The following is a 25,983-nucleotide window of genomic DNA, read 5'->3' as shown; positions in this document are numbered from 1 at the left end:
CTTATACCATTAAGAAGTTGCACATATAATATATTTCGGATATAAAGGAGATTTTAAAAATGGCAGAATTTAAAGAGCAAGTATTAGATATTTTAGAAGAAGTATGTGAAAACGATATTGTAAAAGAAAACTTAGATGTTCAATTATTTGAAGAAGGTATTCTTGATTCTTTCGCTGTAGTATCTTTATTAGTTGAATTCCAAGAGCGTTTAGATATTGAAGTTTCTATTTCTGATTTTGATCGTGACGAGTGGGCTACTCCAAACATGGTTATTAAGAAGTTGGAAGAAATCCGATGAACAAAGCAAAATTTGGTCCGATGCTTTTAGCATTGGCCCTTTTTGCTGTATTCCTACTTATTCCGACGCGCTTTCTACTCCCGCTTTTAAGTGACGAAAAAGTAGAACAAGCTGCAACTTCTTTAAAAGAAGAAAAGATTCAAAGTATGATTTTACAGCAAAAGATGTTAGCAGACTCGAAATACCTTCCGATGTATGGTTCATCGGAATTCGCACGTATGGATGCTTACCATCCATCAAATTATTTCAAAGTAAAGCCTGAAGGATTCACACCATTCCTACTTGGACGTGGCGGAACACAAGACCTTGTACATGTATTAAACTTTGCATCTACGATGGATCAATTGAAGGATAAGAAAATGGTATTCGTTCTTTCTCCGCAATGGTTTGTGCCACAAGGTATTGATGAAACACACTTTGCACCTAACTTTTCAAAGCAACAAGGTTACCACTTCATTTTCAACGATGATGTAAAACCTGAAATGAAAAAGCAAATTGCAAAGCGTTTATTGAACTTTGAGATCGTTAAGAAAGAAACTTTATTAAAAATTTCGCTTGAAGGTATCGTTTACGATGATACAAAGCATAAAGTAAAAGCACTTGCTGCTAAACCTTTCGCTTATATTTATCGTAACATTTTAGATCGTAAAGATTTATTTACAGCTATGTTTAATATTAAACCGCATAAAGAAAAACTTGACCCTTCATTAAAACAAATGAGCTGGGAAGAGGCTCGTAAACATGCAGATCAAACAGGTGCAGCAGAATCTGGATCTAACAATTACGGTATTGAAGATGGTTACTTCAACAGCAAAATCAAGAAGAAATTAAAGCAACGTGAAGGCTACTTAAAAAATGATGCTTATGATCAATCGCCAGAATATGAAGATTTACAAATTGCACTTGATTTATTAAAACAATCTGGTGCAAAACCACTCTTCATTTCTGTTCCTGTAAAAGGTCCTTGGTACGATTACGCTGGCTTCCCGAAAGAACGCCGAGAATTGTACTATAAGAAAGTTCATGAGCAAATTGAGAAAGCTGGCTATCCAATTGCTGACTTCTCAAATCATGAGTATGATAAATACTTCTTAAAAGATCACATGCACTTAGGTTGGAAAGGCTGGGTTTATATCGATGAGGCCATCCAACAATTTTATAAAGCAAACTAATGAAAAGACCGCTTGAATTATTCAAGTGGTCTTTTTCTATATACATTTTGCAATTGTTCAATTGCGTTATCTGCTTCTTTCATCACTCTCTCCACTACATGCTGAGCTGATTCTATTCGTGCTAATGATGACGCTTGTCCTGCCCAAAGTGACATATATTCTCCATTATTTTGCTTTGCTGCTTGTTGGCGTATTTTAGAGGTTAATACATTTTGCACCGGATACATCGGAAGGTCTTCTTCTTTCCCTTCATGCTTCTCTATAAATTCATTACGAATACCTCGTGCATATTTCCCGGAAAACGCACGAGTCACAGTTGTACTCGTATCTGTACTACGTAAAACCGCTTTTTTATACACGTCATGCGTAATACTCTCTTCACTCGTTAAAAAGGCTGATCCCATTTGAACAGCTTCTGCTCCCAGTGTAAATGCCGCAACAAGCCCTTGCCCGTTCATTACACCACCTGCTGCAACAATCGGGATATGCGGAACTGCTGCTACTAGCTGCGGAATTAATGCAAACGTACCAATCATAGCGTCCTGTTCTTTCCCGATAAACGTTCCTCTATGCCCTCCTGCCTCGCTACCTTGACCGACAATAATGTCTACTCCTAATTCAGCAAGCACTTTCGCCTCTGCCACATGAGTAGCTGTGCCGATGACTTTTATTCCACTTCTTTTCAAATCATTTATCTCTTCTTTTTCTAACGTTTGAAACGCAAAGCTAACGACTGGTACTTTTTCTTCTACTAACACTTGTAATTGTTCTTTATAACTTTTTGGAAGCTTTACCTGCTCTTCTTCCTCTATACCGAATTCTCTATTCACTCCGCTAAGTAATCTCTTTGCCAAGTTTATCTTCTCTTCTTCTATCTGTATCTCTTTTGTTAAAAGTAAATTAACACCGAAGGGCTTATCTGTTAGCTCCCTTATTGTATAAATTGCTTCACGAATTTGTTCTGGGCTCATATAGCCTGCTCCAAGCGTTCCTAATCCTCCGCTATTACTCACAGCTGCAACGAGTTCTGGTGTCGTAATCGCACCCGCCATACCGGCTTGAATGATGGGATACTTAATTTGTAATGTATCTATGACTCGACTTGTAAACATTGTTTCTCCTCCTATTCTCTTTATATCTTCTTTATTTGACAAACTTTTCCCTTCTTTTACAAGGATTGAACTTCCTACGAAGCGAATATATTGAAAGTGAAGGAGGCTGAAAACAATGATATATCCAAATGCATTACAACAAGGTGATACAGTAATGATTATTGCACCGTCCGGGCCACCAACAATTGAAAATGTATTAAAAGGTGTAAAGGTATTACAAGAAATGGGTTTATCTGTAGTAATCGGGAAGAGTGTTTATGAGAAATATGGGTATTTAGCTGGAAGGGATCAAGTCCGGCTTGATGATATACATGAAGCATTTTCAAATCATGAAGTAAAGGCCGTTTTCTGTGCACGAGGTGGTTACGGTAGCGCTCGTCTCCTCCCTCACATTCAATATGAAATCATTCGGCAAAATCCAAAAATCTTTTGGGGATATAGCGATATTACAGCTTTACATACTGCCTTTTCACGTTATGCAAAGCTTATTACTTTTCATGGCCCAATGGTTGAAGAATTAGGGAAAGGTGTAGATTCTCTTTCTTTATCTTCTTTCAACCAACTATTTCATCCGTATTCAACCATCTTATCTGCTTCAGAATGTATCGTACCTAGCTCTTCCCGTACAGTTACAGGTCAGTTAGTTGGAGGCAATTTAGCGGTGTTAACGAGTATCATTGGCTCCTCCTACGAGATAAATACAGCCAATAAACTTTTATTGCTTGAAGACATTGGGGAAGAACCGTATCGCGTTGATCGTATGTTAAATCAGCTACTTTTATCTGGAAAGTTTCATGAATGTAGTGGTGTTATTTTTACAAGTTGTCATGACTGCACTCCTTCTAAACCATCTCAATCATTGCAAACAATACTATATGAATATTTCACTTCATATGCTATACCTGTCCTATTCGGTTTACCGATTGGACATATAAGCCCAAACATCGGAATCCCTCTTGGAGCTACAGCGACAATAAATACAAATAATAAAACACTCTCTATTTCTTCTGGCATAGCTACTCCGTGTTCAAATTAAAAAGGAAAAGCAATTCAGCTTTTCCTTTTATCCCGCTTTAATGGGCAGTAAGACCCCCACATCAAAATTCAGCGAAAGCAAAGAAGTTAGGTGGGGGTCGGGCTGCCCATTAAAGCCCGATTGGTGAGGGCTGATAATCAGTGGGGGGATGAAGAAAGCCCCCCACTGATTAAAGTTTCACTTTATTTATAATAGTTAAAAATTCGTCCAGATGCGATATCTGCAATTTCTTCTGGAATAAATGTTTTACTTATATCAGTACCGACATTTAATACTGCTGTAGCATCTTTTTCAATGCTACCAAATAATTCTTTCCCACGTATCGTAATAAGGGGTGTTCCTTCTGGCAACACATCTTTTACAAAATCCATTTGTGTAAAGAACGGAACGATCCATCTACCCTCTCCTTGGAAATGACGCAAACGAAGTATCCCTTCTGTTGCCCCTTCCTCTGCTTCTAGTGAGCCAGCAACATAAAACTCAGTAGATAAGAGCAATTCATAAAATTCCTTTTGCTTTTGTTTGTCATCCCCTGCTACAACAAGTACTTCTTCTATTCTCTTTACCGGAATTTGCTCCATATGATGCCACCCCTATTTTCAAAATGATTGTACTTAAATTATACGAAATATTCTTATTTTTTTCTACATAATTCGCAATTATTTTCTTAAAATAATTTTAACACTTCTTTTGTCGTCACAATCGTAGCAAACTCTTCATGTAAATTTACAAGTGTCATATTGTGAATTTCTTCTGAGCTATACTCTTTACCATCTAGACCTTTACGGTTAAAAGTAGCCGTCGCATCACGCACTACATACGTTGTAAATCCTAAATTACCTGCCATTCGTGTCGTAGTCTCCACACAGTGATTTGTCGTTAATCCTACAATCACTACTGCATTACATTTGTTTTCTCTTAATTGCTCTTCTAAATTTGTTCCAATGAACGCGCTGTTAACGGTTTTCTGAATAACCACTTCACCTGACAGTGGTTTCACTTCTTCTTTAAAGTTAATCGTTTCTGCTCCCTCATAAAACATCGACTGATCATTTTCTTTATTTACGTGTTGAATATGAAAAACTGGTCGTTTCCTTTTTCTCCATTCTGCTAACAAAATTCTCATATTTTCTTCAGCCAAAAGATTATTTCTCTCACCCCAGTATGGTAATTGAAATGCTTTTTGTACATCAATTATGATAAGTGCTATTTGATTATTCATCATTTTCTCCTTCTTTCGGCTGTAATTGAAACAGAAAACCCAATTGTTGTGACGCAGTAATAAAACAAATATAAGCGCAAAGCTCTACAATTTCTTTTTCCGTCCAATATTGTTTCAATACATGAAACATAGTATCATCTATCGCCTTTTTGTCATGAATAAATGTATGCGCAAAAGTAACTGCTACACCAATTTCTTCTACCTTTTGCATATCATCAGGCCTTCCCTTCGCCATACAGTACGGGCATTCATTCCCATACGCTAATGTTCTTCTCACTTGCTCCTTTAACTCTGCTGAAAGAGTTCCTTTATTGTATAATGTATTTTCTAATGTACTCCACGAATGTAATATTTCCGGATTATGACCTAATAACCTTTGAAACTTTGTATCTCCTACATTTGATAATGAAATTCTCTCCATTATTTTTCCTCCTATTCCCTTCAGTTTTATTGTAAAATAAATAAAGTTCTCTTTACATTTCATATGAATCTTAATTTATATTTTTCCTTTACAAAAATTATCATTTTACTGGAGGTATATTTACAAATGCAACTAGACCGTGTTGATCGAAAAATTTTAAATGAATTATATAATGATAGTCGCCTTTCCATGCGTGAATTGGCGAAACGAGTAAACTTATCTGCTCCGTCTACTGCAGAACGTGTTCGTAAGCTCGAAAGTGAAGGCGTTATCCAAAAATACACAATCGATATCGATTATAAAAAAGCAGGACTTGTTTTAGACTGTATTTTAGAAATCACTTTAAAAAACGGTGATACAACACGTATGCAACAGTTTATTCAGTCCTATCCATCTGCAAGTTTTTGTTACCGCGTAACAGGAAGCTTATGCTACATTGTAAAAATTTCTGTTCCTTCACTCGTTGAACTTGAAGAATTTATCAATGATGTTTCTTCATATGCAACGACTGTTTCTCATATCGTATTATCAGAAATATCTCTTACTCCTGATATTGAACATATCTTTCCAGAAGATTAATTAATTTTTATTCATAAAATATATAAAAACCCCTTACAATAAGAATAAAAATAATATATTATGTATTAAAATACATAAAGTTCGAGAAAGGGGCTTTACATTGAAAATCTGGTTTTATGAAAAAACGGCACAATTAGATGACTTGCTTGGCATTTGGGACAATGTTCCGACTATCCCTCGAATTGGTGAAAAAGTTGAGATTTTAAAAGCAGTGCGCACTGTTACAGATATTAAATATGTAAAGAACGGCAATAATTTTCGTGTGGAAATTATTACAAAGTAAAAAGTAGCTCACAAGGAGCTACTTTTTACTTATCTATCATGCGCTTTCTTTATAACGATTTTATCGTCTTCTACAGATACTGTTACATAATCATTTTCTTCTAACCCGAGCTTATTTACAGCCTCATCTGGTAGCTCTACAGCCATCAATCTATCTGTTACAATCACTTGACTATACACTTTATTTTCTTGTGATGCACTCACTACTTTTTCCTCATTTATGAAGCGCACTGGTGGCACACCCACTTCTTTTACCGTACGCCATTGTTTCCAAACGTAAGGAATTAACCAAAGTAATCCAACAACTGTAAGACCGATACCAATCCATAAATTACTTTGCGCTTGTAATTCAGGAATTGAAATTGCGCTACTCTCTTCTCCGCCAACAAATTGCATACTTGTTGCAATTAAATTATTTAGAGCGTGTACAGCGATATTCGTCCATATATTTTGTGTCTTTATGTATAAAAGACACATAACAACACCAAACATGAACGCACCAATGACATCAAAATGTCCTAAGCCAAAAATAATGGAAGATATAATGACAGCTTTTTTAATCCCCCATTTATAAGCCATTCGCTGTAAAAAGAAGCCCCTAAAAATAACCTCTTCCATAATTGGTGCTAATACACATGCTGAAACGAAAGTAAATATCGTCATATATATGTTACTCGTATTAATAACAGTTCCGTCTTCTAACATAGTAACTAAGAAATTCGGTAACGTATGTGCTAATATGTAAAATTGAATATGAGATATACCGACTGAAAAAATCATTCCCATTATCGTTGCTAATACAATTAATCCCCACGGTAAACGTCCTGGCTTATCAAAAAAACTATTAAATACAACATTATTTTTATTGGTTTTTACGTATAACCAAAATAATGGAAATACAAAAAACACAGTTATTTGTGAAATAACCTCCATCGTATTCTCAGAAACATTTGATAGACCTAATGGGATCATCGTAAGGAACAACCCTATAATCATCCATCCAAAAAAGCTACGTAGCCTTATACGTGAAAATGCATAATGCATATAGAACACCTCCAAAGATAGTAAAAGTAAATGGTCAGATAACTACATTATAATATGAATATAGTTGAAACTCTTCCTATTTTTCTCAATTACTTTCAAACAACATATCTCTTAAAATACTATATTACTGCTCTTCAAGTTGCACTACCTGAGCAAGTTATGTAATAAAAATCCCCGTTTTTACAAGCGGGGATTTCTTTTATTATAATACGTCACGTTTTTGGAATAATGCACTTGATGCTACAAGCAATACAACAAAGTATGCAGCTACAAGTAATAATGAAGTTGTAAACGTAAATTCTGTGAATGGTGGTTCTGCTCCGCCACTAATTAATTTATTACTGTCGTAAGCTCTTAAATCCAAATGGAAGAATACTACAAACTTCGCTACACCTTTTGCAAACATCATTAATGCCATATTAATTGCTCCTTGTAAAAAGAAGAAGAACATCGTGATAATTAATGGTAATACAGATTTTCTAAATACGTTTGCTAAGAAAAATGCAAGCGTCGCAAAGAAGAACAGTGAAAGTACTTGGTATAAAGTAGATTTCATTACGATTCCTACCGTTAATTCTGTTTTGCTACCATCCATTACAATTCCGCCAATAATCATTGCAATTAACGTGCTAGCAAATATGATAAATACTATAGTAAGTAACACTGTAATATATTTAGAGAATAAAACTGTCATTCGTTTTCTTGGACGGATTAATAACTGCTTAATTGTACCTTTTTGAAACTCATCAGTAATCATACGAGAAGCAATTGTAATTCCAAATATCGTTGTAAACAAAGTAATTAAACCAATATCTGAACTTGCAAAATCTAAATATGATCCTTTAAATTCAGTTCCTTCTCCCCATTTCAGCATCACTAAAACTCCCAAAATCTCCAATACTGCAATAACACCAATTAAAATATACATTCCTTTTTTCGCATGCAGCTTTAAAAATTCATTTTGAATTAATTTAAACATTACGCTTTCACTCCCCCTGTAATCGCTAAGAACTCATCCTCTAACGTTTTATTTTGAACAGTAACTCCGTATACAAGCACATCGTCATTCACAAGTTTCTTTACAAGTTGTGGAATTTCTTCTTTCGTTACAGATACTACAATGACATTTCTTTGTGCCTTCCCTTTAATGATTTCATTTGCTTTCTGTACTTGATCTACTTCAAACGCTACAACTACTGTCTCATCATGTTTTGCTTGTTCATGTAAGTTGTACTCTTGTACAAACTCACCTTGCTTAATAATAACGACGCGATCACACATGAGTTCAATTTCACTTAATAAGTGACTTGATACGATTACAGCAATATTCTCTTCTTTCGCTAAACGTTGTAAATAATCACGAATTTGACGAATACCAGCTGGATCTAATCCATTTGTCGGTTCATCTAAAATTAAAATTTTCGGCTGATGAAGTAATGCCTGTGCAATTCCTAAACGTTGTTTCATACCAAGTGAATATGTTTTCACCTTTTTATGAATCGCATGCTCTAATTCAACCAGTTTTACAATTTCAGCAATGCGCTCTTTACTAATTGGTGTAATTGCCATGTTCGCAAAATGCTTTAAGTTTTGCATTCCTGTCATATAATCATATAGTTCAGGATTTTCTACAATCGCTCCAATTTGCTCTAGCGCCTTTTCACGCTCCGTGCGAATACTATGACCGCAAATTGTAATATCGCCCTCTGTCATTGAAATAAGACCTGTCATCATACGGATCGTCGTTGTCTTACCGCTACCGTTTGGTCCAAGGAACCCGTATACTTCCCCTTCACGAACTTCAAATGATAAACCACGAATAATTTCCGTTCCACCAATTTTTTTTCGAACATTCTCTAATTTTACTACTACGTTTCCCAATGCCGATTCCTCCTTTAGACTTCTAGTTTTTTATCGATTATGCGACCTGTTATATAAACAAGTAGAATAAATATTCCTATAGAAAAACTAAGGCTATATAAATTCATAAGTTTTTCCGGATAGAGAAACACATCCGCTCCTGATGATTCATCTATATATACTAATTTTTTTATTAAAGGTGCAGCAGGTGCAAGACCGCCCAACATTCCATATATAGTACCTAATAATTTTGTTACTAGTAAAAATAAGAAAAATACCATTGGATATTTTAACTTCTTCTTTTTCAAAGAAAACACTTTAACGCTTGCTACTGAAAAAAGTAATACTAGCAATATGCTAGATAAATTAAATACATATAACATAGTACTAAAGAGGTGCTTTAGTGGATTGAATACACTTTGAGTAAATAATACTTCATAGAGCTCTGTACCTTTTATTATTTTCATAGAAATACCATATAAAAAAATAGAACCCATTAATTCAAAAATAAGTAAATAAATTACAACGTATAACAATATTGCTAAAACAATCTTTTTACCCGATATCGATGTTAACCGAAATAATGTGCTTTCAGTCATTTTTCCAAATGCAGACACCGCCTGAATAACTATCATTGCTAAAAAAGTTATATATACTAGAATAACGAAACTAACTATAATTGTTTGTCTTACTTCTCCTGATTCTTGCTTAATATAATTCCCCAAACTTACGAAAGCTACAGCGATAACGAATATAAATGATAGCAACGAAATAATAATTTGCTTTTTATTTATATTGTACATGTATATTAAGCTCGGCTTCATCTACTAAACACCTCCTTAAACACATCTGTGACCGCTTTCCCTCTTTGAAAACGTAATTCTTCTACATTTTCATACAATACAATTTCTCCATCTTTTAAAAAGATTACTTCATCAAAAATATTTTCAACTTCATTTATTAAATGAGTCGAGATTAGGATTGTACAATCTTCTCTATAAAATTGTAGAATAAGTTCCAGTACGTGTTCCCTAGAAATGAGATCAATCCCGCCCAACGGTTCATCTAGTACGTATAACTTCGCTTTCCTCGAAAATGTTAAAATGATTTGTAGCTTTTCAACCATCCCTTTTGATAAAGCTGTAATTTTTTCTTCTAACGGTATTTTAAACTCCACAACCGTATCTACCGCTTTTTGAATGTCAAAGTCTTTATAAAAATCACGGTAGAAAAATATAGAATCTTTTACCGTCATCCAATCATCAAATACTGGTTTATCAGACATAAAAGAAACAATTTCTTTCGTTTCTAATCCTACCTTTTTACCAGCGATTGTAATACTACCTTCAGAAGGATGCTGCAGACCAGCAATCATTTTCAATAACGTCGTTTTCCCGCTTCCGTTATCTCCAACAAGCCCAACAATTTTCCCTTCGGTAATCTCTATGTTTAATTCACGAATCACTGCTTTTAATCCGTATCTCTTCCATAAGTTTTCTATTTTTAATAGCTCTGTCATTCGCTCTCCTCCCTTTTCTCATGTAATGAAGAACGAAGGATTGTAAGAATTTCTTCTTCTGAAAAACCTAAATTGTCCATTCCATCTATAAAAGAATGAAGTAATTCTTTCGCCATCTCTTTTCGCAGCTCCATAATTTTCTCCCCTTCATTCGTTACATATCGTCCCATTCCCCTACGTGTTACAACAACCCCATCTCGTTCTAGCTCTTGAAATGTACGCTGGATCGTATTTGGATTTACTTGTAATTCACTCGCTAATTCACGTACAGAGGGAATTTTATCACCAGGCAATAAATGTCCTGTTACGATTTCTTTTTTTATGTATTCCATTACCTGAATGTAAATTGGTGTATTTGGAGAAAACTCTATTTTCATTTCTTCCCTCCTTTTGTATCGGTGTACTAGTTAAATAATACACCGATACAAAAGGATTGTAAATACCCATTTACTTACAAAAAAATTCTGTCCGTTAGCTGGATAGAATTTTTCAAACAGAAATCGTTATACGAAAATAATAGTGTTATGTAAACAAAACCATAAAGAAAAGCTGTCTTATTCATTGATAAGACAGCTTTTCTTTATGATCATATATTAAAAATTAAACACGAAGTCATCATCAGATAACTTTTCAACGTTCGTCGCTTTTACGTAACCATTTCCTTTTACAGAGAAGAAATCATGGTTTTTCGTATCTGTACGCAAACCATTTAAAACGATTGGGTTAATTTCTTCTTCTTCAAACTTCGGCTCAAGTCCTAAGTTCATAAGTCCTTTATTCGCATTGTAACGAACGAAACGATTTACATCCTCTACAAGGCCAATAGAAGTGTAAATTTCTTCTGTGTATGCCATTTCAATTTCATATAGTTCCATTAATAACTCTTGCGTTTCTTTTTGCACTTCTTGTTGATCTTCTGCAGAAAGTTCCGCGAAGATTTGTTGTGCTAAAATACCGACGAATACGCCGTGAATTGACTCATCCTTTACCTTCACATAGATTCGCTACTCCTATGCCGTTTATACAGCTTACAGTTTCCTGTAAGAAGAGACTATATCATCTACCTTCTCAGGTAGCCCTCCATTTCGATTTAAGGGATTCTCACCCACCGCTTGGCCCTACTCCTATTGCGGAATTTCACCGCCATTGGGATAGTCGTTGAACGTTCCTTTATCTACGTATCGCACCCACCACTGTTTATACAGCTTTCGGTGTCTAATACTTCCGTACATGTTATCGCTAGATAAAGGCTTCGCTGCTGATTGCCCTATCAGCTATTCTCCTTTCCATCCATTGATAGTTAGAGAATAACCTGAATGTATGTATTCATCAATAATATAACAGATAAATTTACAATAGGGGTTCCCAGCAATTAAAAGGGTTTTTCAATTGGTATCTCTACCAAAAGCCGCTATTAGTTAACGGATAATAAGGTTAATAATCTCACCACTTGCTGTTAGTTTTCCTTGACCAGCTAAGTAAAGTGGATAGAAGAATCCACTATAGAATAGGTAACTTTCTAAGAACACACTTGCTACCATTGCCATGTATAACTCTTTTTTCGTTACTTCAGGCTTTAATAAACGACGATAGTAACTTGTAATAATACCAGCCTTTTTCTCAAGTAACGGATGGTTGTCTACCCATTCGAAAATATCATCGATTTCTTCTTCAGTAGCTAACGTTGTGAAAATATGACTGTAACTCTTCGCATGTACTTCTTCCATAGCACCCATGAAAGCTAATACACTTTTTGCTTGTAAATTTTCAAGATGAACAAGTACAAGAGGCATTCCTTCGCCACCTTGTTTCGTATCTAAAAGTGTTAAACCACCTAATACACGCTTATAAGCAATTTGCTCTTCTTTCGATAATTGCACCCAAGTATTTTTGTCAGACGAAACCGCAATTTCTTCTTCTGTCCAAAACTGAGCGATGTTTTGCTTCCAAAACATTAAACTGAAATCGTCTTCTTTTTTATTCCAGTTAACAGCGCGCATTGAATCACCCCTATATCTATTATTGTTCTACTGAACGGTTAAATTTCCATCTAATAATGAAAAGCTAACCGTTTAGTAGAACAAACCAAGTATGAGCAGGGTTCATAACCCTGCTCATACTTTTGGGTTATTCATTTAGTATGGCAATATGCCATTAAACGGTACAAGCCACACACTCTTCCACGCTTAATTTACGTGTTCTCGTATAATACAGACTCTTTAAGCCTTTTTTATGTGCATAGATGTAGTAACGTGCTAATTCACGTGTTGAAATATCACTATTAACGTAAAGAATTGTACTAATACCTTGGTCAATATGTTCTTGAATTTCTGCGATTAAATCAATTAATTTAAACTGATTCATATCGTAAGAAGATTTATAGTACCAGAACGTATCTTTTGATAAATACGGCATTGGATAATATGTTGTCGCATTCGCATACGTTCTTGATTCGATTTGACTTACGATCGGCATTACGCTTGAAGTTGCATTTTGAACGTAACTGATTGATTGTGTCGGAGCGATAGCAAGACGATATGAGTTGTATAAACCATTCTTCTGCACTTGCTCTTTTAAACTTGTCCAATCTTCTTTTGTTGGAATATGAATTCCTTCAAATAATTGCTGAACTTTTTCAGTTACTGGGCTGTAATCTGTCGTTTCATACTTTTCAAAGTATGTGCCATTCGCATAATCAGATTTATCGAAGTCTTTAAATGTTTCGCCTTTTTCTTTAGCGATTTCCATACTTTTCTCAATAGAGTAGTAATTTAACATCATAAAGAATGTACGAGCGAACTCTTTCGCTTCTGCACTTTCATAAGCGATTTTATTTTTTGCTAAATATCCGTGTAAGTTCATTGCGCCAAGCCCTACTGAATGAAGCTCATCATTTGCTTTTTTCACAGTTGGTGCATTCGGAATGATCGTCATATCAGAAACAGCTGTTAAAGCTTCCATTCCCGCATGAACTGCTTCACGAATTTCTTTATTTTCCATTACATTTACGATATTTAACGATCCTAAGTTACAGTTAATATCACGACGGATAATGTCATCTGTACCGTAATCGTTAATTTCAGAAGTTTCTTGAAGCTGGAAGATTTCTGTCTCGAATGTTCAACCGAGTTCGCTACTCCTCAGTCCGTTGCTCATGCAACTGCTGTATGTCACCATACAGGACAGACTATATCATCACCTACAGCATTACCTGATTAGGTGCTCCGCTTTTCGAACGCCAATCGCTTGCGCTCTACTCCCATAAGGGATAGTCGTTAGGCTTTTACTTATCTTAATCTTTCAGAAAGTCTCTTATTACTTTATGTTGTCCCATAACTCTGCTATACAAAATAATAAGATACATTCTGAACTTTTATATTTTCATTCTAAGATAAGATTTAGCACGGTAGGTTACCTCAAATTTGAGGCTTTCCCCGTTTAACGGAGTTTTCGACTAGCATTTCTACTAGAAGGTGCTACATATTTAACACAAGTTCGACATCTTCACAGTTCCAATATCCTTCAATGGATGTTGGTTATTTGCATTTGATTTAAACATTAAGTACGGATAACCAGACTCAAGCTGGATCATAGCAATTTTAATAAGCATATCACGTGCACTAATATCTAGCGGCTTCTTCTTCACTTTCGGATTGCTCATTAATTCATCGTACATTTCATCGATATCAATGTCATCTAAATGCTTTCCGTATTCTTTATACACCGTATAAGGCGCGAAAACATGGAAAGGTTCGTTTTTCTCAGCAAGCTCAAAGAACTTACTTGGAACGATAATTCCGATTGATAGAGACTGAATACGGCTCTTCTCATCGGCATTTATTTTTTTTGTATCAAGGAATTCAATAATATCCCAATGGAAAATGTTTAAGTATACTGCGCCAGCACCTTTTCGTTGGCCAAGTTGATTCGCATATGAAAACGAATCTTCAAGTAATTTCATAACAGGTACTACACCACTTGCAGCGTTGTCGATACCTTTAATTTGCTCACCGCGTGCGCGTAGCTTAGATAAGTTTAAAGCTACTCCACCACCGATTTTTGATAATTGCATTGCAGTATTAATGTTAAAGCCGATTGAATTTAAGCTATCATCCATCTCTAACAAGAAACAAGACACCATTTCTCCTCTTCTGCTTCTTCCCGCATTTAAAAAGGTTGGTGTCGCTGGTTGGTAGTTTTGTTTGACAATCATGCTTGCGAATTGTTTTGCCTTCGCAACATCACCGCGTCCTAAGTATAATGACACAATTGCTACACGATCTTCATAGCTTTCTAAGTATTGTTTTTGATCATTTGTTTTTAACGCATAATCTTTGTAGAACTTAGATGCTGCCATATAAGATTGGAACTCGAAGTTTTCACCATAAGCGATGTTATATACCTCTTCTACTTCCTCCAAGTTATACTCGTCCAGAACGTTGTAATAGTAATCATGTTCTTTCATATACTCCATTCGCTCTGCCACGCTATTAAAATGAACGGTATTCTCTCTAGCTTCTTCCATAAAGACTTCTAATGCCTCTTTATCTTTATGAAGCTGATAAAAACCGTCCTGCATTTGCGTGATTTCATTATTCAGTTCAATGTGTCGCAATCTCCCGCACCCTTTCCTTAAAATATTCTACATCGTTATTTGTTCCTGATAACTCAAATTTTGATACAATAGGCACTTCATATTTAGCAGAAATTTTGTCAGCACTTGCACCGAACATGTCTCCCCAGTTACGATTGCCGCTTGCAGATACGCCTTTTAATTTTTCATTATTGCGCTCTAAAAATTCTAAAACACGTTCTGGTACATTGCCAAAACCTGTTGTATACGTAATTAAAATAAAGTCTTCATCTATTACTAGATCTTCACCAATTTGAACGGCCGGCATATTTAATTTGTGAATGAAACGCTTCACGTTTCCTGTCATAGAATCATATGCAACTAACATTTCCGACCCTCCCTTTTCAATCTATACTCTCTGTATGTTGTTTCTTGATTTCTCTATATATTGTATTACGTTTCAAAATAAGACACAAGATATATGTATAAATTCTTTCTTTTTTTAACTTTTACTTTTCGACAAGACCGTCGATTTTTTTCAATACAATGACTATGAAACAACATTCTAAAACTCATGTCAATAAAGTGCTTTTCAAAAAAGTTGTCAACGAATTTAACCTTATTTTTAAAAAAGTTACCAATATATTTTGTCATAAAACGGCAAATGCTGGAGGAATATATTTCTCCAGCATCACGCAAAAAAGAACAGACATGAAACGATAATCTGTTCTAAAAAACGATTACATTTATCAATTTTACTTTATTAAATATTATACATATACTTTCGATTCGCGTTACATACTAAAAGATAACTATTATAGAAAAAGATTATTATTATGGAAATGCAGCTTATTTATGAAAAGATTATGCAGAGTGCTCAATACGCAAAATATCTTTTACAAATATATGATGTGGATTTTCATCTTTATCAATCATTGTACATACAGGAGCTTCTTCATCAAAGTATACAATCATTCCTTCTATGTACTGATACGTATGTTGAACTTGTACAGTTATTTTAATTTCTACAGCCTCTTCATATGCTCTTTTTATTTTCTGAAGCATTTTTGTCGAACACTTTCTTTTCTCTGGATACATGACCATTCCCATAAATCGGTTGCCGGCTCTATCTTTCCACATATAATCCCAATGCGGTAATATGCCTTGTTTAAAATCGCCCATAAGTCTCCTCCCTATATTCTTCTAGTTACGAACGTGGCGTTTCTGAGTATGTATAAATGACCTGTCCGCCGCGCTGTGCGTTACCAATGAAATGTTTAAAGTCTTCTCGATTTACTAAAACTTCTCTGAACGTATAAAATACATCTTTCGTAACAACATACTCCTTTATTTCACCATTTTTCAGCTGATCCAAAATTGTATTTGCTAATTCTTTATCCATGTATTTCACCTCTATGCAATATTTTATTTTAACTTATATTCTATAGGTCAACAACTGTAAAATTATCCAGATGCTATACCTTCATTTCATTTTCATTATTTTTCAAAAGATATCTCTTAATTATATGTCCACTAAATATCATATACTAACATAGCTACTTCTCTATATCAAACATTTCGACATTCAATTATGCAAAGTTCCATACCACTATGCTACAATATATAAATAGAACTAGGAGGGATACTATGATTCGGAAAGCAAAAAAGACAGATGCGAAACTGGTAGCACCTTTATTGTATAACGCTCTGCACGAAATTGCTGAAAAAATCACAGGTAGCACAGTTGAGACAGAAGTATTACTAGGACTTGAAACATGGTTCTCAAAAGAGAAAAATCGACTGAGCTATGAAAACTGTTTTGTATATGAACAAGACGGGGATGCAGTTGGAGTTATTGTCGCTTATCACGGTAGTGAAGCAACAATGCTTGATGCACCAATCGTACATCACTTAAGAGAATTACATAAAGATGAATCGATTACGTTAGAAAAAGAAGCCGAGCTTGATGAATATTACATTGATACTTTATCCGTTTCAAGTGTATATGGCGGAAAAGGAATTGGTTCTAAATTAATTGAAGCTGCTGAAATACATGCAACTGAAAAGGAGTATGAAAAAATCGCATTACTTGTTAATTTAGAAAACAAACGTGCCTATTCACTATACGAAAAACTAGGTTATAAAAAAGATCAAATCGTTATGCTTGTAGGCGAACCTTATGCACATCTCGTAAAACCATTAAACATCAAAATTTCTATATCTTAAAAAAAGCACACGATTTATATAAATCGTGTGCTTTTATGTTAAATTCGTATTTAATACATTTCCATTCATCGCCTCATGAAACGTATATGTTGTACATCCCCATGGCTCTCTGTGCAAGATAGGAGAACCAGACCATCCCATCGCTCTCAGTTCGGCACCAATCATTCCATTCACATAATTATGACCTACAAGAGCAATACTTCCATGTACGAGAGCGTAACGGTGTAATACGTAAGCCGCCTGCTTTGCCCTTTCTCTTGCTTCCTTATAAGACTCAACATCTTTATGGTAACCAAGTATCCATACTGTTCGTCCGATAAACATCCATACGTTAGGTTTACACTTCAACCATTTTGGAGCATAAAAACTCGTCGGAATTTCAGCTTCCCTAAAAAGAGAATTTTGGATAAAAGATAAAGAATCCACTAATTCAGCTGCTGATTGTACAGCACACCGTTGATCACTTGATACAATCAATTTTGCTGCCTCAACCACTTCTCTTGTTTCCATTGGTATAGGTGCTTTTTCTGTTATAGTATGTAAGTCATATCCTTTCATCCATTCATGAAAGGATGTAACCGTCATTGGTTCTATAGTACGATTTAAGCGACCATGACGAATAAAAGAAATCTTCATTCTTTCCACTCTCCATTCATCACTTACGAACTCTATTATGTACTATTTTTACATATCATACCACGCAAAAAAAGAAAGTTATACACCTTTACATATCCCCGCCACTCTCATGTGTGACCCCAGCATGTATACCATCCATCCCATCAAAATATGTAGTCGTTTCATGATGACGAATCTTTTTTAAATGTATATAAGAAAATACAAATAAAATTAATGCTATAACACTCCCCACAAATTCAAACATCATTTTACCGCCTCTAATTTCTCCCACTTTAATAGGTTATTGTATTTCTTTATTATAACTCTATATAAAGATTTTTGCATTTCTCCTATTTCTTCTCAAAAAACATGGCTTTTCTACATATTTTCTTACAAAAAGTGAATATTTTTCGAATTTTTACTTTGAAAACATTTACAAAACAGGAAACATAGTTCAAAATAAAGGAAAATAAAAAATCCCAAATTATTCTTTTTTGGAAAAACTGTAACAAGGAGAGTTGCTTATGCAGATCGCAGAAACTGGAGATATCATTGAATTTAAAGGTGGAATGCAAGGCCGTGTTCAAAAAGTAAATCAAAACTCTGTTATTGTAGATATAACAATTATGGAGAATTTTAGAGAACTAGATATGGAACCTCTTACAGTTGTTAGTCATAAAAACTATACTGTCATTAATCAAAATGCATAATATAATAGAAAGAAAGGATCTGTATAACATACAGATCCTTTCTTTCTATTATATATTAACGATTATCAATTGTTTCTGGATATAAATCATGGTTCATCATGCGGTAGTCAGCCATTTGTTCATACTTTGTTCCTGGGCGACCGTAGTTACAGTAAGGATCAATTGAAATCCCTCCACGTGGTGTGAATTTACCCCATACCTCGATGTAACGTGGATCCATTAATTTAATTAAGTCATTCATAATAACGTTCATACAATCTTCGTGGAAGTCACCATGATTGCGGAAACTAAATAAATATAGTTTTAAAGATTTACTCTCTACCATTCTTTGTTCTGGAATGTAGCTAATATAAATTGTTGCAAAATCCGGTTGGCCTGTTTTCGGACATAAGCTTGTAAATTCAGGACAATTGAATTTTACAAAATAATCACGGTTTGGATGATTATTATCAAAAACCTCTAAAATTTCTGGGCTATATTCAAATAAATATTTTGTATTTTGATTTCCTAATAATGTTACATCTTTTAAATCTTCATCTAATCTTCCTGCCATTTTAAACATCCCTTCTCATTATACTCCGCGTTTATTTCCCCATACTAACGCATGAAGCTGCGGCAATACTTTTGCATTATTCATTTCTTTGCAGTTAACCGCTTTTTCAATAAGCCACTCATACTTATCTAATAGCTTTTTAATCAACATCGCATCATCCACAGTTTTTGTATCATCATTTCCTACTTGTAAGAAAAATGGTACCTCTGGATAACGTTCGTGCATCTTAACTGCATACTCAAAATCATAATCGTCAAATACTACTACCTTTAAGCTAATATCTTTTCCTGCTAGCTTCTGAATTACATCATCTAACTTCTGAAAATCAGTATTCATCGTCGAGCTTGGCGGCTTCGGAGAAATCGTTATTTCATCAATTTCAAGTAACCAATCTTGCCATTTGCTCCCTTGCGTTTCGATTGCCGTTCGCATTCCATTCTCTTTTAATATAGAAAGAAGAAACTCAATATTTTTCAACAATACCGGATTTCCACCTGAAATCGTAACATGAGAAAAATTTTCGCCGCCAATTTCTACAAGCTCATTCCAAACGTCTTCTGCTGTCATCTGTCTAATTTGATCTTTAGCCGATCCATCCCACGTAAAAGCAGAATCACACCAAGCGCAGCTATAATCACAGCCAGCTGTACGGATAAACATCGTCTTTTGTCCTACAACCATTCCTTCACCTTGAATAGTCGGACCAAATATTTCTAAGACAGGGATTTTACTCATCGAGCATCCACTCCCGTCTTACTTCTGCATAACTAGTCGGAGTCTCAAATAGACGAACAAATTCAACACGAGCTCCTTTATATTCATTCACACGATTATCTTTTGTTAACGCTTCTGCCATCTTTTCATAAATCCAAACGACCATATTTTCAGCAGTTGTATTCATCGCTGGTAACGTTTCGTTTAAATAACGATGATCTAAATAAATTTCTATTTCATTCTTCCAAATTTCTTTTATATCTCCAAAGTCAATTGCAAGACCGATTTCATTTACATATCCACTAATCCCAAATACAACTTTATATGTGTGACCATGTAAGTTTTTACATTTCCCTTCATAACAGTGTAAATGGTGTGCTGCATCAAATGTAAATTCCTTGCTGACCATTACTCGTTTATTATGATATTTGAGCTGTTTACGCTGAATATCCTTGTCCATTTTTTGCAAATTTTCTACGATGCGAAATCCAAAGAAATTATCCATTAGTTACTCGCTCCTTCGCGTTCTTGTAGGTACGTATCTAATCCTGCTTTACGAAGTTGACATGCTGGACATTCACCGCAACCATCACCAATGATTCCGTTATAACATGTTAATGTTTTTTCTCGAACAAACTCGAATGCTCCAAGTTCATCTGATAATTTCCATGTTTCCGCTTTATCAATCCACATAAGTGGTGTATGAATCACAAACGGATAATCCATGGATAAATTTAAAGTAACGTTTAACGATTTCACAAACACGTCACGGCAATCTGGATAACCACTAAAATCAGTTTCACATACACCCGTTACAATATGACGTGCTCCAACTTGTTTTGCTAATACAGCAGCAAATGATAAGAATAGTAAATTTCGTCCATCTACAAACGTCGATGGTAATTCCCCTTCTTCATGTGTAATCTCCATATCCGTTCTCGTTAACGCATTTGGAGCAAGTTGATTTAATAGACTCATATCTAGTACTGTATGTTTAATTCCTAGCTCTTTTGCAATTTCCGCTGCACAATCAATTTCTAACTTATGACGTTGATTGTAATTAAACGTTACAGCCTCTACTTCTGCAAACTGCTCCATTGCCCAAAATAAACATGTCGTACTATCTTGTCCTCCACTAAAAACAACAACTGCCTTTTCTTTTTTCATTTCACTCATTCTCCTTCTCTACTACGAATAAGAAGAAAGAACGTTCTTGAACTGTCACAATAAAAAAACAAAACAATACCTAAAGATATTGTTGTTTCCATAGTTTTTTATAGAGGGAGTTCGCGAACCTCTCCCGTGCATTGCACGGAATTCCTTCTTTCATTGACAAAGCTTATTGTAACATATTGTATACTACCAGAAAAAATTTCTGATTTTTCCGCTATTTCTCATTTCATTTCTTTCATTTTATAGTATGATTAATTTACTATAAGAAGAGAGGAGGCATCCCACTGAAATCCTTTATTATTTATCTCTTTCTAAATATATTATTCATCCTTGTTACAATGCTCGTATACCATTTATTTTGGAATCAAAAAGGGAAACGCTCTCCTAAATTAAATTCAGCTATATTTATTGTATTATGCTGCCTCGTTACTATACTATGTATCACTTTCGCAGCAAAAACAAATTATGGATTTCAATTTGATATGCGTCATATCGTATTAGTTGTCGGTACATTAACCGGAGGTCCTATTGCTGGTGGATCAATATTAGTTGTATTAAATATATATCGCTTCTTATTAGGAGGAATAGGTGTTTTCCCATCGCTTATCGGTTCTATCCTTCTATTTATTGTTCTACTATTTACATATAAATTTTTCAATCGAACTTCTAATCGTATAAAAATAATACTCGCTATTATATACAGTCTCACATACGGATTGAGTTGGATACCTTTCTTCCTTTCAAAGGTTACAAATAAGACTGATTATATACCACATATTATTGTGTATGAGTTATGTACGATACTTGGTACGATTCTTATTTTATATTTACTACACATATTACAAACTCAAGTTCGTCTCCAAAACGAACTTATGAATGCTGAAAAATTTCATTTAATTGGCGAAATGGCAGCGTCCATCTCTCATGAGATTCGCAATCCGTTAACTTCAACAAAAGGATTTTTACAACTTTTGCAGTCAGGTACATGCACTGAGCAAGAGCGAAAATTATATATTGACATAGCCATCAACGGAATCGAACAAGCAAATCACGTTCTTACAGATTATTTAACCTTTGCAAAACCAAGTATTGAAAAAGAACAAATATTACAGTTAGAAGAAGAACTACTGCATGCATTATCGTTAATTACACCGCTTGCTAATTTAACAAATGTGCGTACACATTATATAAAGCAAAGTACTTCTTTTTTTATCGCGGGAGAAAAACAAAAACTAAATCAATGTTTGTTAAATATTTTAAAAAACTGCATTGAGGCCATGCCAAAAGGCGGTGATCTTTATTTCACATTAGTTCCTGATCATAAACATATTCAATTATATATAAAAGATACAGGAGTTGGTATGGATCAAGAACAAGTAAAACGTCTTGGATCCCCTTTCTATTCAACAAAAGAAAAAGGTACTGGTCTTGGAATGATGGTCGTATTCAGTGTTGTGCAAGCTATGAACGGAAAAATTGATATTATAAGTGAAAAAGGTACAGGTACAACTTTCTTATTAACTTTTCCACTCATACAAAAAACGTGATGAAATACTCATCACGTTTTTTCTGTTCCTTCAACTAATTCAGCAAAAGCTTTCACTTTTCCATGTGGTTTTTGATTTTCTTTACGTGCTTTCCAAGCGCGCTCTTCTTCTTTCTTTTTATTGGACATACTTTTCAACTCCTTCTTTTCTTTCTCTCTGTAGTATTCCAAAATAAGAAGAAAAACTATGCACATATGAAAAAGAAGTGGTCTCCCACTTCTTCCTAATTATCGCTGTAAAATTGCGTGTTTCGCTTCTTTTAACTGCGTAAGATGTCTTTGTTCATGCAAATCAAGAAATTGAACCCACTGATATAAATTCAGATCATTAAAAACAGGATGCTTTAACCCATTTTCAAATAGGTCTTTTTCATCTATAACGCTATGAAGCGCATGTAATAATTCTTGTCGTGAATGTTCTAGTAATTGGATTCCTTGCTGTTTTTTCATTAGCGTTTCTGTTGGTTTCATTTGCTGAGGAGCTTCTCGTTTATGTGTGCGATCCAGCGTAAGTTGGAGGTCTTTAAATGGAGTCGTGTTTCTTTCATTTTTTTGTAAGGCATATACAAGGGCAGACGTGACAGATTGTTCAACTAAATGCAAGTGATGCAAAATTTGAATAATACTCCATTTATCACGACGTGGCTTTACATTCACTTCTGTATCATTTAACATTTCAATTTCTGACAATAGCGTGCTTCGGGTAGACTGTAATGAGTTCACTAAACTTTCTAAACTCACATCCATATTAGATTGAAGCATACTTCTTTCCCCCCTTTTGTTGGTGAAAAGAGGCGCTCCTTATTAGAAACACCTCTTTAGTATTCTGAATTTTCTTTTATTATCTCATCATTTTCTCATTATGTCGATGTTAAACATGTGAAAAAAAGCGCATGTTTTTTACAATTTTGTGTCGTCAATTGCTTGTAGCCATGCTTCAATTTCTGTAATAACACTTTTCACACAGCCTTCAGTAAATGGTGATGTTAAATTGGCAACTTCTACTAATTCCAAGAATGATTTACTTCCACCTTGTTGGCACAGATTCACATAATCTTCCCACGCCTCTTGTCTATTATCTCTTGCACGTTTCCAAAATTGCAGTGCACAAATTTGTGCTAACGTGTAGTCAATATAGTAGAACGGCGAGCTATAAATATGTCCTTGACGTTGCCAGAATCCACCGCGCTCTAAATAATCATTATCTTCATAATCACGATGCGGTAAATACTTTTTCTCTATATTACGCCATGCTGTCTTACGATCTTCTGGTGATGCTTCAGGGTTTTCATATACATAATGTTGATATTCATCAACAGATACACCATACGGTAAAAACAGAAGTGCTGAACTTAAGTGAGAGAAGTAATATTTATCTGCATCTTCTTCAAAGAATAACTTCATCCATGGCCATGTGAAGAATTCCATACTCATAGAGTGAATTTCACACGCTTCATATGTTGGCCAATTATATTCTGGAATTTCAAATTTACGACTTTCGTATACTTGGAAAGCATGGCCTGCTTCATGTGTTAATACGTCAATATCACCAGACGTTCCGTTAAAATTCGAGAAGATAAACGGCGCTTTATAATTCTCAATATATGTACAATATCCACCGCCAGCTTTTCCTTTTTTCGCAACTAAATCTAATAAATCATTATCTAACATGAAATTGAAAAATTCATCTGTTTCAGCCGATAACTCTTTATACATCGTTTTTCCATGATTAACAATCCAATCCGCATCTCCTTTTGGAGTTGGGTTACCTGTAGGGAATTCAAAGTTTTCGTCGTAATATGCTAACTTCTCTACACCGATACGTGCTTGTTGACGTTTTCTTAATTCCGTTGTAACGGGAACGATATAATCTAGCACTTGCTGACGATAATTTGCTACCATTTCCGCATTATAATCTGTACGGTACATTCTTGCATATCCAAGTTCAACAAAGTTTTTGAAACCTAAAGATTTGGCGATTTTCGTTCTCACTTTAACAAGCTCGTCATAAATACGATCTAACTCTTCTTCATTCTCAGCTAAAAATCCGTAATACGCCTCACTTGCTGCTTTACGTTCACTTCTCTCTTTCCCTTGCATAAATGGAATAAGCTGTGATAAAGTTCTTTCTTCTCCTGCAAAATCAATTTTTGCAGATGCTAATAATTGTGTATATTGTGAAGACAATTTATTCTCTAATTGTAAATCCTTCACGACTTCATCAGAATATGTTTTTAAATCACACTCCGCAAGAGCAAATAATTGCTTCCCATAATACGCTTCTAATTCTTCACGGAATGGAGAATGAATTAACGCATTATAATATTTTGTACCATATCCTTGTACAACTGGAGAGAATTCATCAAAGAAATCTTGCTCTTTCTTATAAAAAGCATCTGTTGTATCAACAGAATGACGAATGTAACAAAGATTCCCCATTGTACCAAAATCGTTACGAATTTCGTTAATTGAATGAATGACTTGTTTTTGTTCCTCTACAGTTTTTGCGTTATCAAACCTCTCTAAAGCAGCTGTAAACTTCTCTTTTAATTCTTCAATATTTGGCCTTTTATATTCATAGTCTTTAAATGACATGAACGAGCCTCCTCTCCATTAAATGCATCCTTTACTATAATTCAATACTTACTTCCAAATCTCCTCTTATTCTTCAACAAAATACGGCATATACTGCCATCATTACATGTAAACAAAAAAGCTTTGGATTTCTTTATCCAAAGCTCCTTTGGAACATATTATTACTTTTCATACTTTCCAATCTTTTTTAATAGATCCAGTAATTCGTCCTTTTCCTCTTTCGTTAACATTTCAAAAGACTGATGAATAACTTGCTCATGCCCTGGAAAAATAGAAGAAATAAAGTTCTCTCCAGATTCAGTTAATTGTGCATAAATAACACGTCGGTCATTCGGGCATGGAATTCTCTTTACTAGTCCCTTTTTCTCTAACTTATCTACAACATATGTAATGCTGCCACTAGCTATTAAAATACGCTCACCAATTTGCTGAAGTGGTTGACCGCCTTTATGATATAGCAGTTCTAATACAGCAAACTCAGTTGGATTTAAACCGTTACTTTGTATAGACTTATTTGTCGTATCCATAACAGAACGATGTACACGAGATAATGCAATAAATACTTTTAAAGATTGAGAAATATCTTCTCGTTCATTATTTGATGTCATACAACTTTCAACCCTTCATTTAAATTCTCAGTAATAAAAAGAACAAAATAGTACTTCATATAAATTCCGAATGAGTATTCACTCATTCATTATCTCTCCCCCAAATATATTATGAATGATTCTT

33 protein-coding genes, 3 pseudogenes and 1 riboswitch are annotated in these 25,983 nt (G+C 34.7%); of the genes and pseudogenes, 8 read left to right on the top strand and 28 right to left on the bottom strand.

Annotated elements, in window-relative coordinates; translation table 11 throughout:
• The first annotated feature begins 59 nt into the window (after positions 1-59).
• Both dltC and dltD read left to right on the top strand, forming a co-directional pair.
• The gene (gene dltC / locus EGX95_RS05720) at positions 60-299 is read left to right on the top strand and encodes a D-alanine--poly(phosphoribitol) ligase subunit DltC (protein ID WP_000807310.1); all 240 of its coding nucleotides are present in this window, start codon (positions 60-62) and stop codon (positions 297-299) included.
• On the top strand, positions 296-1,471 hold the full coding sequence (dltD, locus tag EGX95_RS05715) for a D-alanyl-lipoteichoic acid biosynthesis protein DltD (RefSeq protein ID WP_001030285.1): 1,176 nt from the start codon (positions 296-298) through the stop codon (positions 1,469-1,471). Before dltC ends, dltD begins: the two co-directional genes overlap by 4 nt.
• A gap of 17 nt (positions 1,472-1,488) precedes the next feature.
• Here the strand turns inward: dltD and EGX95_RS05710 are convergent, their stop codons facing one another.
• Positions 1,489-2,583: an NAD(P)H-dependent flavin oxidoreductase gene (locus EGX95_RS05710; RefSeq protein ID WP_000495259.1), complete on the bottom strand. Its 1,095-nt coding sequence runs from the start codon at positions 2,581-2,583 to the stop codon at positions 1,489-1,491.
• 115 nt (positions 2,584-2,698) lie between these two features.
• On the opposite strand from EGX95_RS05710, the gene EGX95_RS05705 reads away from it, so the two are divergent.
• Positions 2,699-3,619, top strand: coding sequence for a S66 peptidase family protein (locus EGX95_RS05705; protein WP_000640088.1), 921 nt, complete (start codon positions 2,699-2,701; stop codon positions 3,617-3,619).
• 182 nt (positions 3,620-3,801) lie between these two features.
• On the opposite strand, the gene EGX95_RS05700 is transcribed toward EGX95_RS05705, so the two are convergent.
• From EGX95_RS05700 to EGX95_RS05690, 3 genes are all read right to left on the bottom strand, one after another.
• The gene (locus EGX95_RS05700; RefSeq protein ID WP_000435206.1) at positions 3,802-4,200 is read right to left on the bottom strand and encodes an SseB family protein; all 399 of its coding nucleotides are present in this window, start codon (positions 4,198-4,200) and stop codon (positions 3,802-3,804) included.
• A gap of 86 nt (positions 4,201-4,286) precedes the next feature.
• Positions 4,287-4,841 (bottom strand): cysteine hydrolase family protein, encoded by a 555-nt coding sequence (locus EGX95_RS05695; protein ID WP_001064625.1) that lies wholly within the window; start codon positions 4,839-4,841, stop codon positions 4,287-4,289.
• Complete coding sequence (locus EGX95_RS05690; protein WP_002027309.1) at positions 4,834-5,325, bottom strand: carboxymuconolactone decarboxylase family protein; 492 nt, start codon at positions 5,323-5,325, stop codon at positions 4,834-4,836. Before EGX95_RS05690 ends, EGX95_RS05695 begins: the two co-directional genes overlap by 8 nt.
• Positions 5,326-5,388: 63 nt before the next feature.
• Here EGX95_RS05690 and EGX95_RS05685 point away from each other — a divergent pair, with 63 nt between their 5' ends.
• Positions 5,389-5,841 carry an Lrp/AsnC family transcriptional regulator gene (locus EGX95_RS05685; RefSeq protein ID WP_001175495.1) on the top strand — a complete coding sequence of 151 codons (453 nt, stop codon included), beginning with the start codon at positions 5,389-5,391 and terminating at the stop codon, positions 5,839-5,841.
• A gap of 100 nt (positions 5,842-5,941) precedes the next feature.
• Positions 5,942-6,124 (top strand): DUF3913 family protein, encoded by a 183-nt coding sequence (locus EGX95_RS05680; protein WP_000707103.1) that lies wholly within the window; start codon positions 5,942-5,944, stop codon positions 6,122-6,124.
• Positions 6,125-6,153: 29 nt separating this feature from the next.
• Here the strand turns inward: EGX95_RS05680 and EGX95_RS05675 are convergent, their stop codons facing one another.
• The 14 genes and pseudogenes from EGX95_RS05675 to EGX95_RS05605 form a co-directional block, all read right to left on the bottom strand.
• Complete coding sequence (locus EGX95_RS05675) at positions 6,154-7,167, bottom strand: CPBP family intramembrane glutamic endopeptidase (protein WP_000558790.1); 1,014 nt, start codon at positions 7,165-7,167, stop codon at positions 6,154-6,156.
• Between the two features lie 202 nt (positions 7,168-7,369).
• Positions 7,370-8,146, bottom strand: coding sequence for an ABC transporter permease (locus EGX95_RS05670; protein WP_123805465.1), 777 nt, complete (start codon positions 8,144-8,146; stop codon positions 7,370-7,372).
• Positions 8,146-9,048, bottom strand: a complete 903-nt coding sequence (locus tag EGX95_RS05665) for an ABC transporter ATP-binding protein (RefSeq protein WP_000528797.1) — start codon at positions 9,046-9,048, stop codon at positions 8,146-8,148. The genes EGX95_RS05670 and EGX95_RS05665 overlap by 1 nt, the downstream gene beginning before the upstream one ends.
• Before the next feature lie 14 nt (positions 9,049-9,062).
• Positions 9,063-9,851, bottom strand: coding sequence for a hypothetical protein (locus EGX95_RS05660; protein ID WP_000804798.1), 789 nt, complete (start codon positions 9,849-9,851; stop codon positions 9,063-9,065).
• The gene (locus EGX95_RS05655; RefSeq protein ID WP_000137735.1) at positions 9,848-10,546 is read right to left on the bottom strand and encodes an ABC transporter ATP-binding protein; all 699 of its coding nucleotides are present in this window, start codon (positions 10,544-10,546) and stop codon (positions 9,848-9,850) included. The genes EGX95_RS05660 and EGX95_RS05655 overlap by 4 nt, the downstream gene beginning before the upstream one ends.
• Positions 10,543-10,923 carry a GntR family transcriptional regulator gene (locus EGX95_RS05650; protein ID WP_000687513.1) on the bottom strand — a complete coding sequence of 127 codons (381 nt, stop codon included), beginning with the start codon at positions 10,921-10,923 and terminating at the stop codon, positions 10,543-10,545. The genes EGX95_RS05655 and EGX95_RS05650 overlap by 4 nt, the downstream gene beginning before the upstream one ends.
• A gap of 216 nt (positions 10,924-11,139) precedes the next feature.
• Positions 11,140-11,541: a ribonucleotide-diphosphate reductase subunit beta gene (locus EGX95_RS05645; protein WP_000864955.1), complete on the bottom strand. Its 402-nt coding sequence runs from the start codon at positions 11,539-11,541 to the stop codon at positions 11,140-11,142.
• Between the two features lie 129 nt (positions 11,542-11,670).
• Positions 11,671-11,766, bottom strand: a pseudogene (locus EGX95_RS31025) (nuclease); the annotation flags it as partial.
• Between the two features lie 201 nt (positions 11,767-11,967).
• Positions 11,968-12,546: pseudogene (locus tag EGX95_RS05635) on the bottom strand (ribonucleotide-diphosphate reductase subunit beta); the annotation flags it as partial.
• A gap of 154 nt (positions 12,547-12,700) precedes the next feature.
• A complete protein-coding gene (locus tag EGX95_RS05630; protein ID WP_074543497.1) occupies positions 12,701-13,651 on the bottom strand; it encodes a ribonucleotide reductase large subunit in 951 nt (316 codons plus the stop codon).
• A 382-nt stretch (positions 13,652-14,033) separates the two neighbouring features.
• Positions 14,034-15,161: pseudogene (locus tag EGX95_RS05625) on the bottom strand (ribonucleotide reductase N-terminal alpha domain-containing protein); the annotation flags it as partial.
• On the bottom strand, positions 15,148-15,507 hold the full coding sequence (nrdI, locus tag EGX95_RS05620) for a class Ib ribonucleoside-diphosphate reductase assembly flavoprotein NrdI (RefSeq protein WP_000959450.1): 360 nt from the start codon (positions 15,505-15,507) through the stop codon (positions 15,148-15,150). The pseudogene EGX95_RS05625 and the gene nrdI, both read right to left, overlap by 14 nt.
• A 476-nt stretch (positions 15,508-15,983) precedes the next feature.
• On the bottom strand, positions 15,984-16,301 hold the full coding sequence (locus EGX95_RS05610; RefSeq protein WP_000502208.1) for a hypothetical protein: 318 nt from the start codon (positions 16,299-16,301) through the stop codon (positions 15,984-15,986).
• A 25-nt stretch (positions 16,302-16,326) separates the two neighbouring features.
• On the bottom strand, positions 16,327-16,521 hold the full coding sequence (locus EGX95_RS05605) for a hypothetical protein (RefSeq protein ID WP_000356683.1): 195 nt from the start codon (positions 16,519-16,521) through the stop codon (positions 16,327-16,329).
• Positions 16,522-16,766: 245 nt separating this feature from the next.
• Between EGX95_RS05605 and EGX95_RS05600 the strand changes: the two genes are divergently transcribed.
• Positions 16,767-17,345 (top strand): GNAT family N-acetyltransferase, encoded by a 579-nt coding sequence (locus EGX95_RS05600; RefSeq protein ID WP_000619530.1) that lies wholly within the window; start codon positions 16,767-16,769, stop codon positions 17,343-17,345.
• Between the two features lie 33 nt (positions 17,346-17,378).
• Here the strand turns inward: EGX95_RS05600 and EGX95_RS05595 are convergent, their stop codons facing one another.
• Together EGX95_RS05595 and EGX95_RS05590 are read right to left on the bottom strand one after the other, a co-directional pair.
• On the bottom strand, positions 17,379-17,981 hold the full coding sequence (locus EGX95_RS05595) for a histidine phosphatase family protein (protein WP_000703126.1): 603 nt from the start codon (positions 17,979-17,981) through the stop codon (positions 17,379-17,381).
• Between the two features lie 88 nt (positions 17,982-18,069).
• On the bottom strand, positions 18,070-18,252 hold the full coding sequence (locus EGX95_RS05590; protein WP_001997014.1) for a hypothetical protein: 183 nt from the start codon (positions 18,250-18,252) through the stop codon (positions 18,070-18,072).
• Positions 18,253-18,484: 232 nt separating this feature from the next.
• Between EGX95_RS05590 and EGX95_RS05585 the strand changes: the two genes are divergently transcribed.
• The gene (locus EGX95_RS05585) at positions 18,485-18,670 is read left to right on the top strand and encodes a YkvS family protein (protein ID WP_001165081.1); all 186 of its coding nucleotides are present in this window, start codon (positions 18,485-18,487) and stop codon (positions 18,668-18,670) included.
• 55 nt (positions 18,671-18,725) lie between these two features.
• Here the strand turns inward: EGX95_RS05585 and queF are convergent, their stop codons facing one another.
• The 4 genes from queF to queC are packed head-to-tail and all read right to left on the bottom strand — an operon-like array spanning position 18,726 to position 21,104.
• Positions 18,726-19,223: a preQ(1) synthase gene (gene queF / locus EGX95_RS05580; RefSeq protein ID WP_000918895.1), complete on the bottom strand. Its 498-nt coding sequence runs from the start codon at positions 19,221-19,223 to the stop codon at positions 18,726-18,728.
• An 18-nt stretch (positions 19,224-19,241) separates the two neighbouring features.
• A complete protein-coding gene (queE, locus tag EGX95_RS05575) occupies positions 19,242-19,958 on the bottom strand; it encodes a 7-carboxy-7-deazaguanine synthase QueE (RefSeq protein WP_000036284.1) in 717 nt (238 codons plus the stop codon).
• A complete protein-coding gene (gene queD / locus EGX95_RS05570) occupies positions 19,951-20,442 on the bottom strand; it encodes a 6-carboxytetrahydropterin synthase QueD (protein WP_000368413.1) in 492 nt (163 codons plus the stop codon). The genes queE and queD overlap by 8 nt, the downstream gene beginning before the upstream one ends.
• Positions 20,442-21,104, bottom strand: a complete 663-nt coding sequence (gene queC, locus EGX95_RS05565; RefSeq protein WP_000711607.1) for a 7-cyano-7-deazaguanine synthase QueC — start codon at positions 21,102-21,104, stop codon at positions 20,442-20,444. Before queC ends, queD begins: the two co-directional genes overlap by 1 nt.
• Positions 21,105-21,197: 93 nt before the next feature.
• A riboswitch (PreQ1 riboswitch) is annotated at positions 21,198-21,241 on the bottom strand.
• Positions 21,242-21,448: 207 nt separating this feature from the next.
• On the opposite strand from queC, the gene kinB reads away from it, so the two are divergent.
• Positions 21,449-22,657 carry a sporulation sensor histidine kinase KinB gene (gene kinB, locus EGX95_RS05560; RefSeq protein WP_123805463.1) on the top strand — a complete coding sequence of 403 codons (1,209 nt, stop codon included), beginning with the start codon at positions 21,449-21,451 and terminating at the stop codon, positions 22,655-22,657.
• An 11-nt stretch (positions 22,658-22,668) separates the two neighbouring features.
• Here kinB and EGX95_RS30685 read toward each other — a convergent pair whose 3' ends face one another.
• From EGX95_RS30685 to EGX95_RS05540, 4 genes are all read right to left on the bottom strand, one after another.
• Entirely contained in the window at positions 22,669-22,785 is a 117-nt protein-coding gene (locus EGX95_RS30685) for a DUF6254 family protein (RefSeq protein WP_000066280.1), read from the bottom strand.
• 99 nt (positions 22,786-22,884) lie between these two features.
• Complete coding sequence (locus tag EGX95_RS05550) at positions 22,885-23,418, bottom strand: DinB family protein (protein ID WP_000941973.1); 534 nt, start codon at positions 23,416-23,418, stop codon at positions 22,885-22,887.
• A 138-nt stretch (positions 23,419-23,556) separates the two neighbouring features.
• On the bottom strand, positions 23,557-25,251 hold the full coding sequence (locus EGX95_RS05545; RefSeq protein ID WP_000008563.1) for a M3 family oligoendopeptidase: 1,695 nt from the start codon (positions 25,249-25,251) through the stop codon (positions 23,557-23,559).
• A gap of 161 nt (positions 25,252-25,412) precedes the next feature.
• On the bottom strand, positions 25,413-25,859 hold the full coding sequence (locus EGX95_RS05540) for a MarR family winged helix-turn-helix transcriptional regulator (protein WP_000203341.1): 447 nt from the start codon (positions 25,857-25,859) through the stop codon (positions 25,413-25,415).
• Positions 25,860-25,983 lie beyond the last annotated feature (124 nt).

Origin of the sequence: Bacillus sp. FDAARGOS_527, from assembly GCF_003812125.1 — a bacterium.
Taxonomy (GTDB): Bacteria; Bacillota; Bacilli; order Bacillales; family Bacillaceae_G; genus Bacillus_A; species Bacillus_A paranthracis.
Note: the sequence above shows the minus strand (reverse complement) of the source record. Positions and strands in the feature narration are given on the sequence as shown.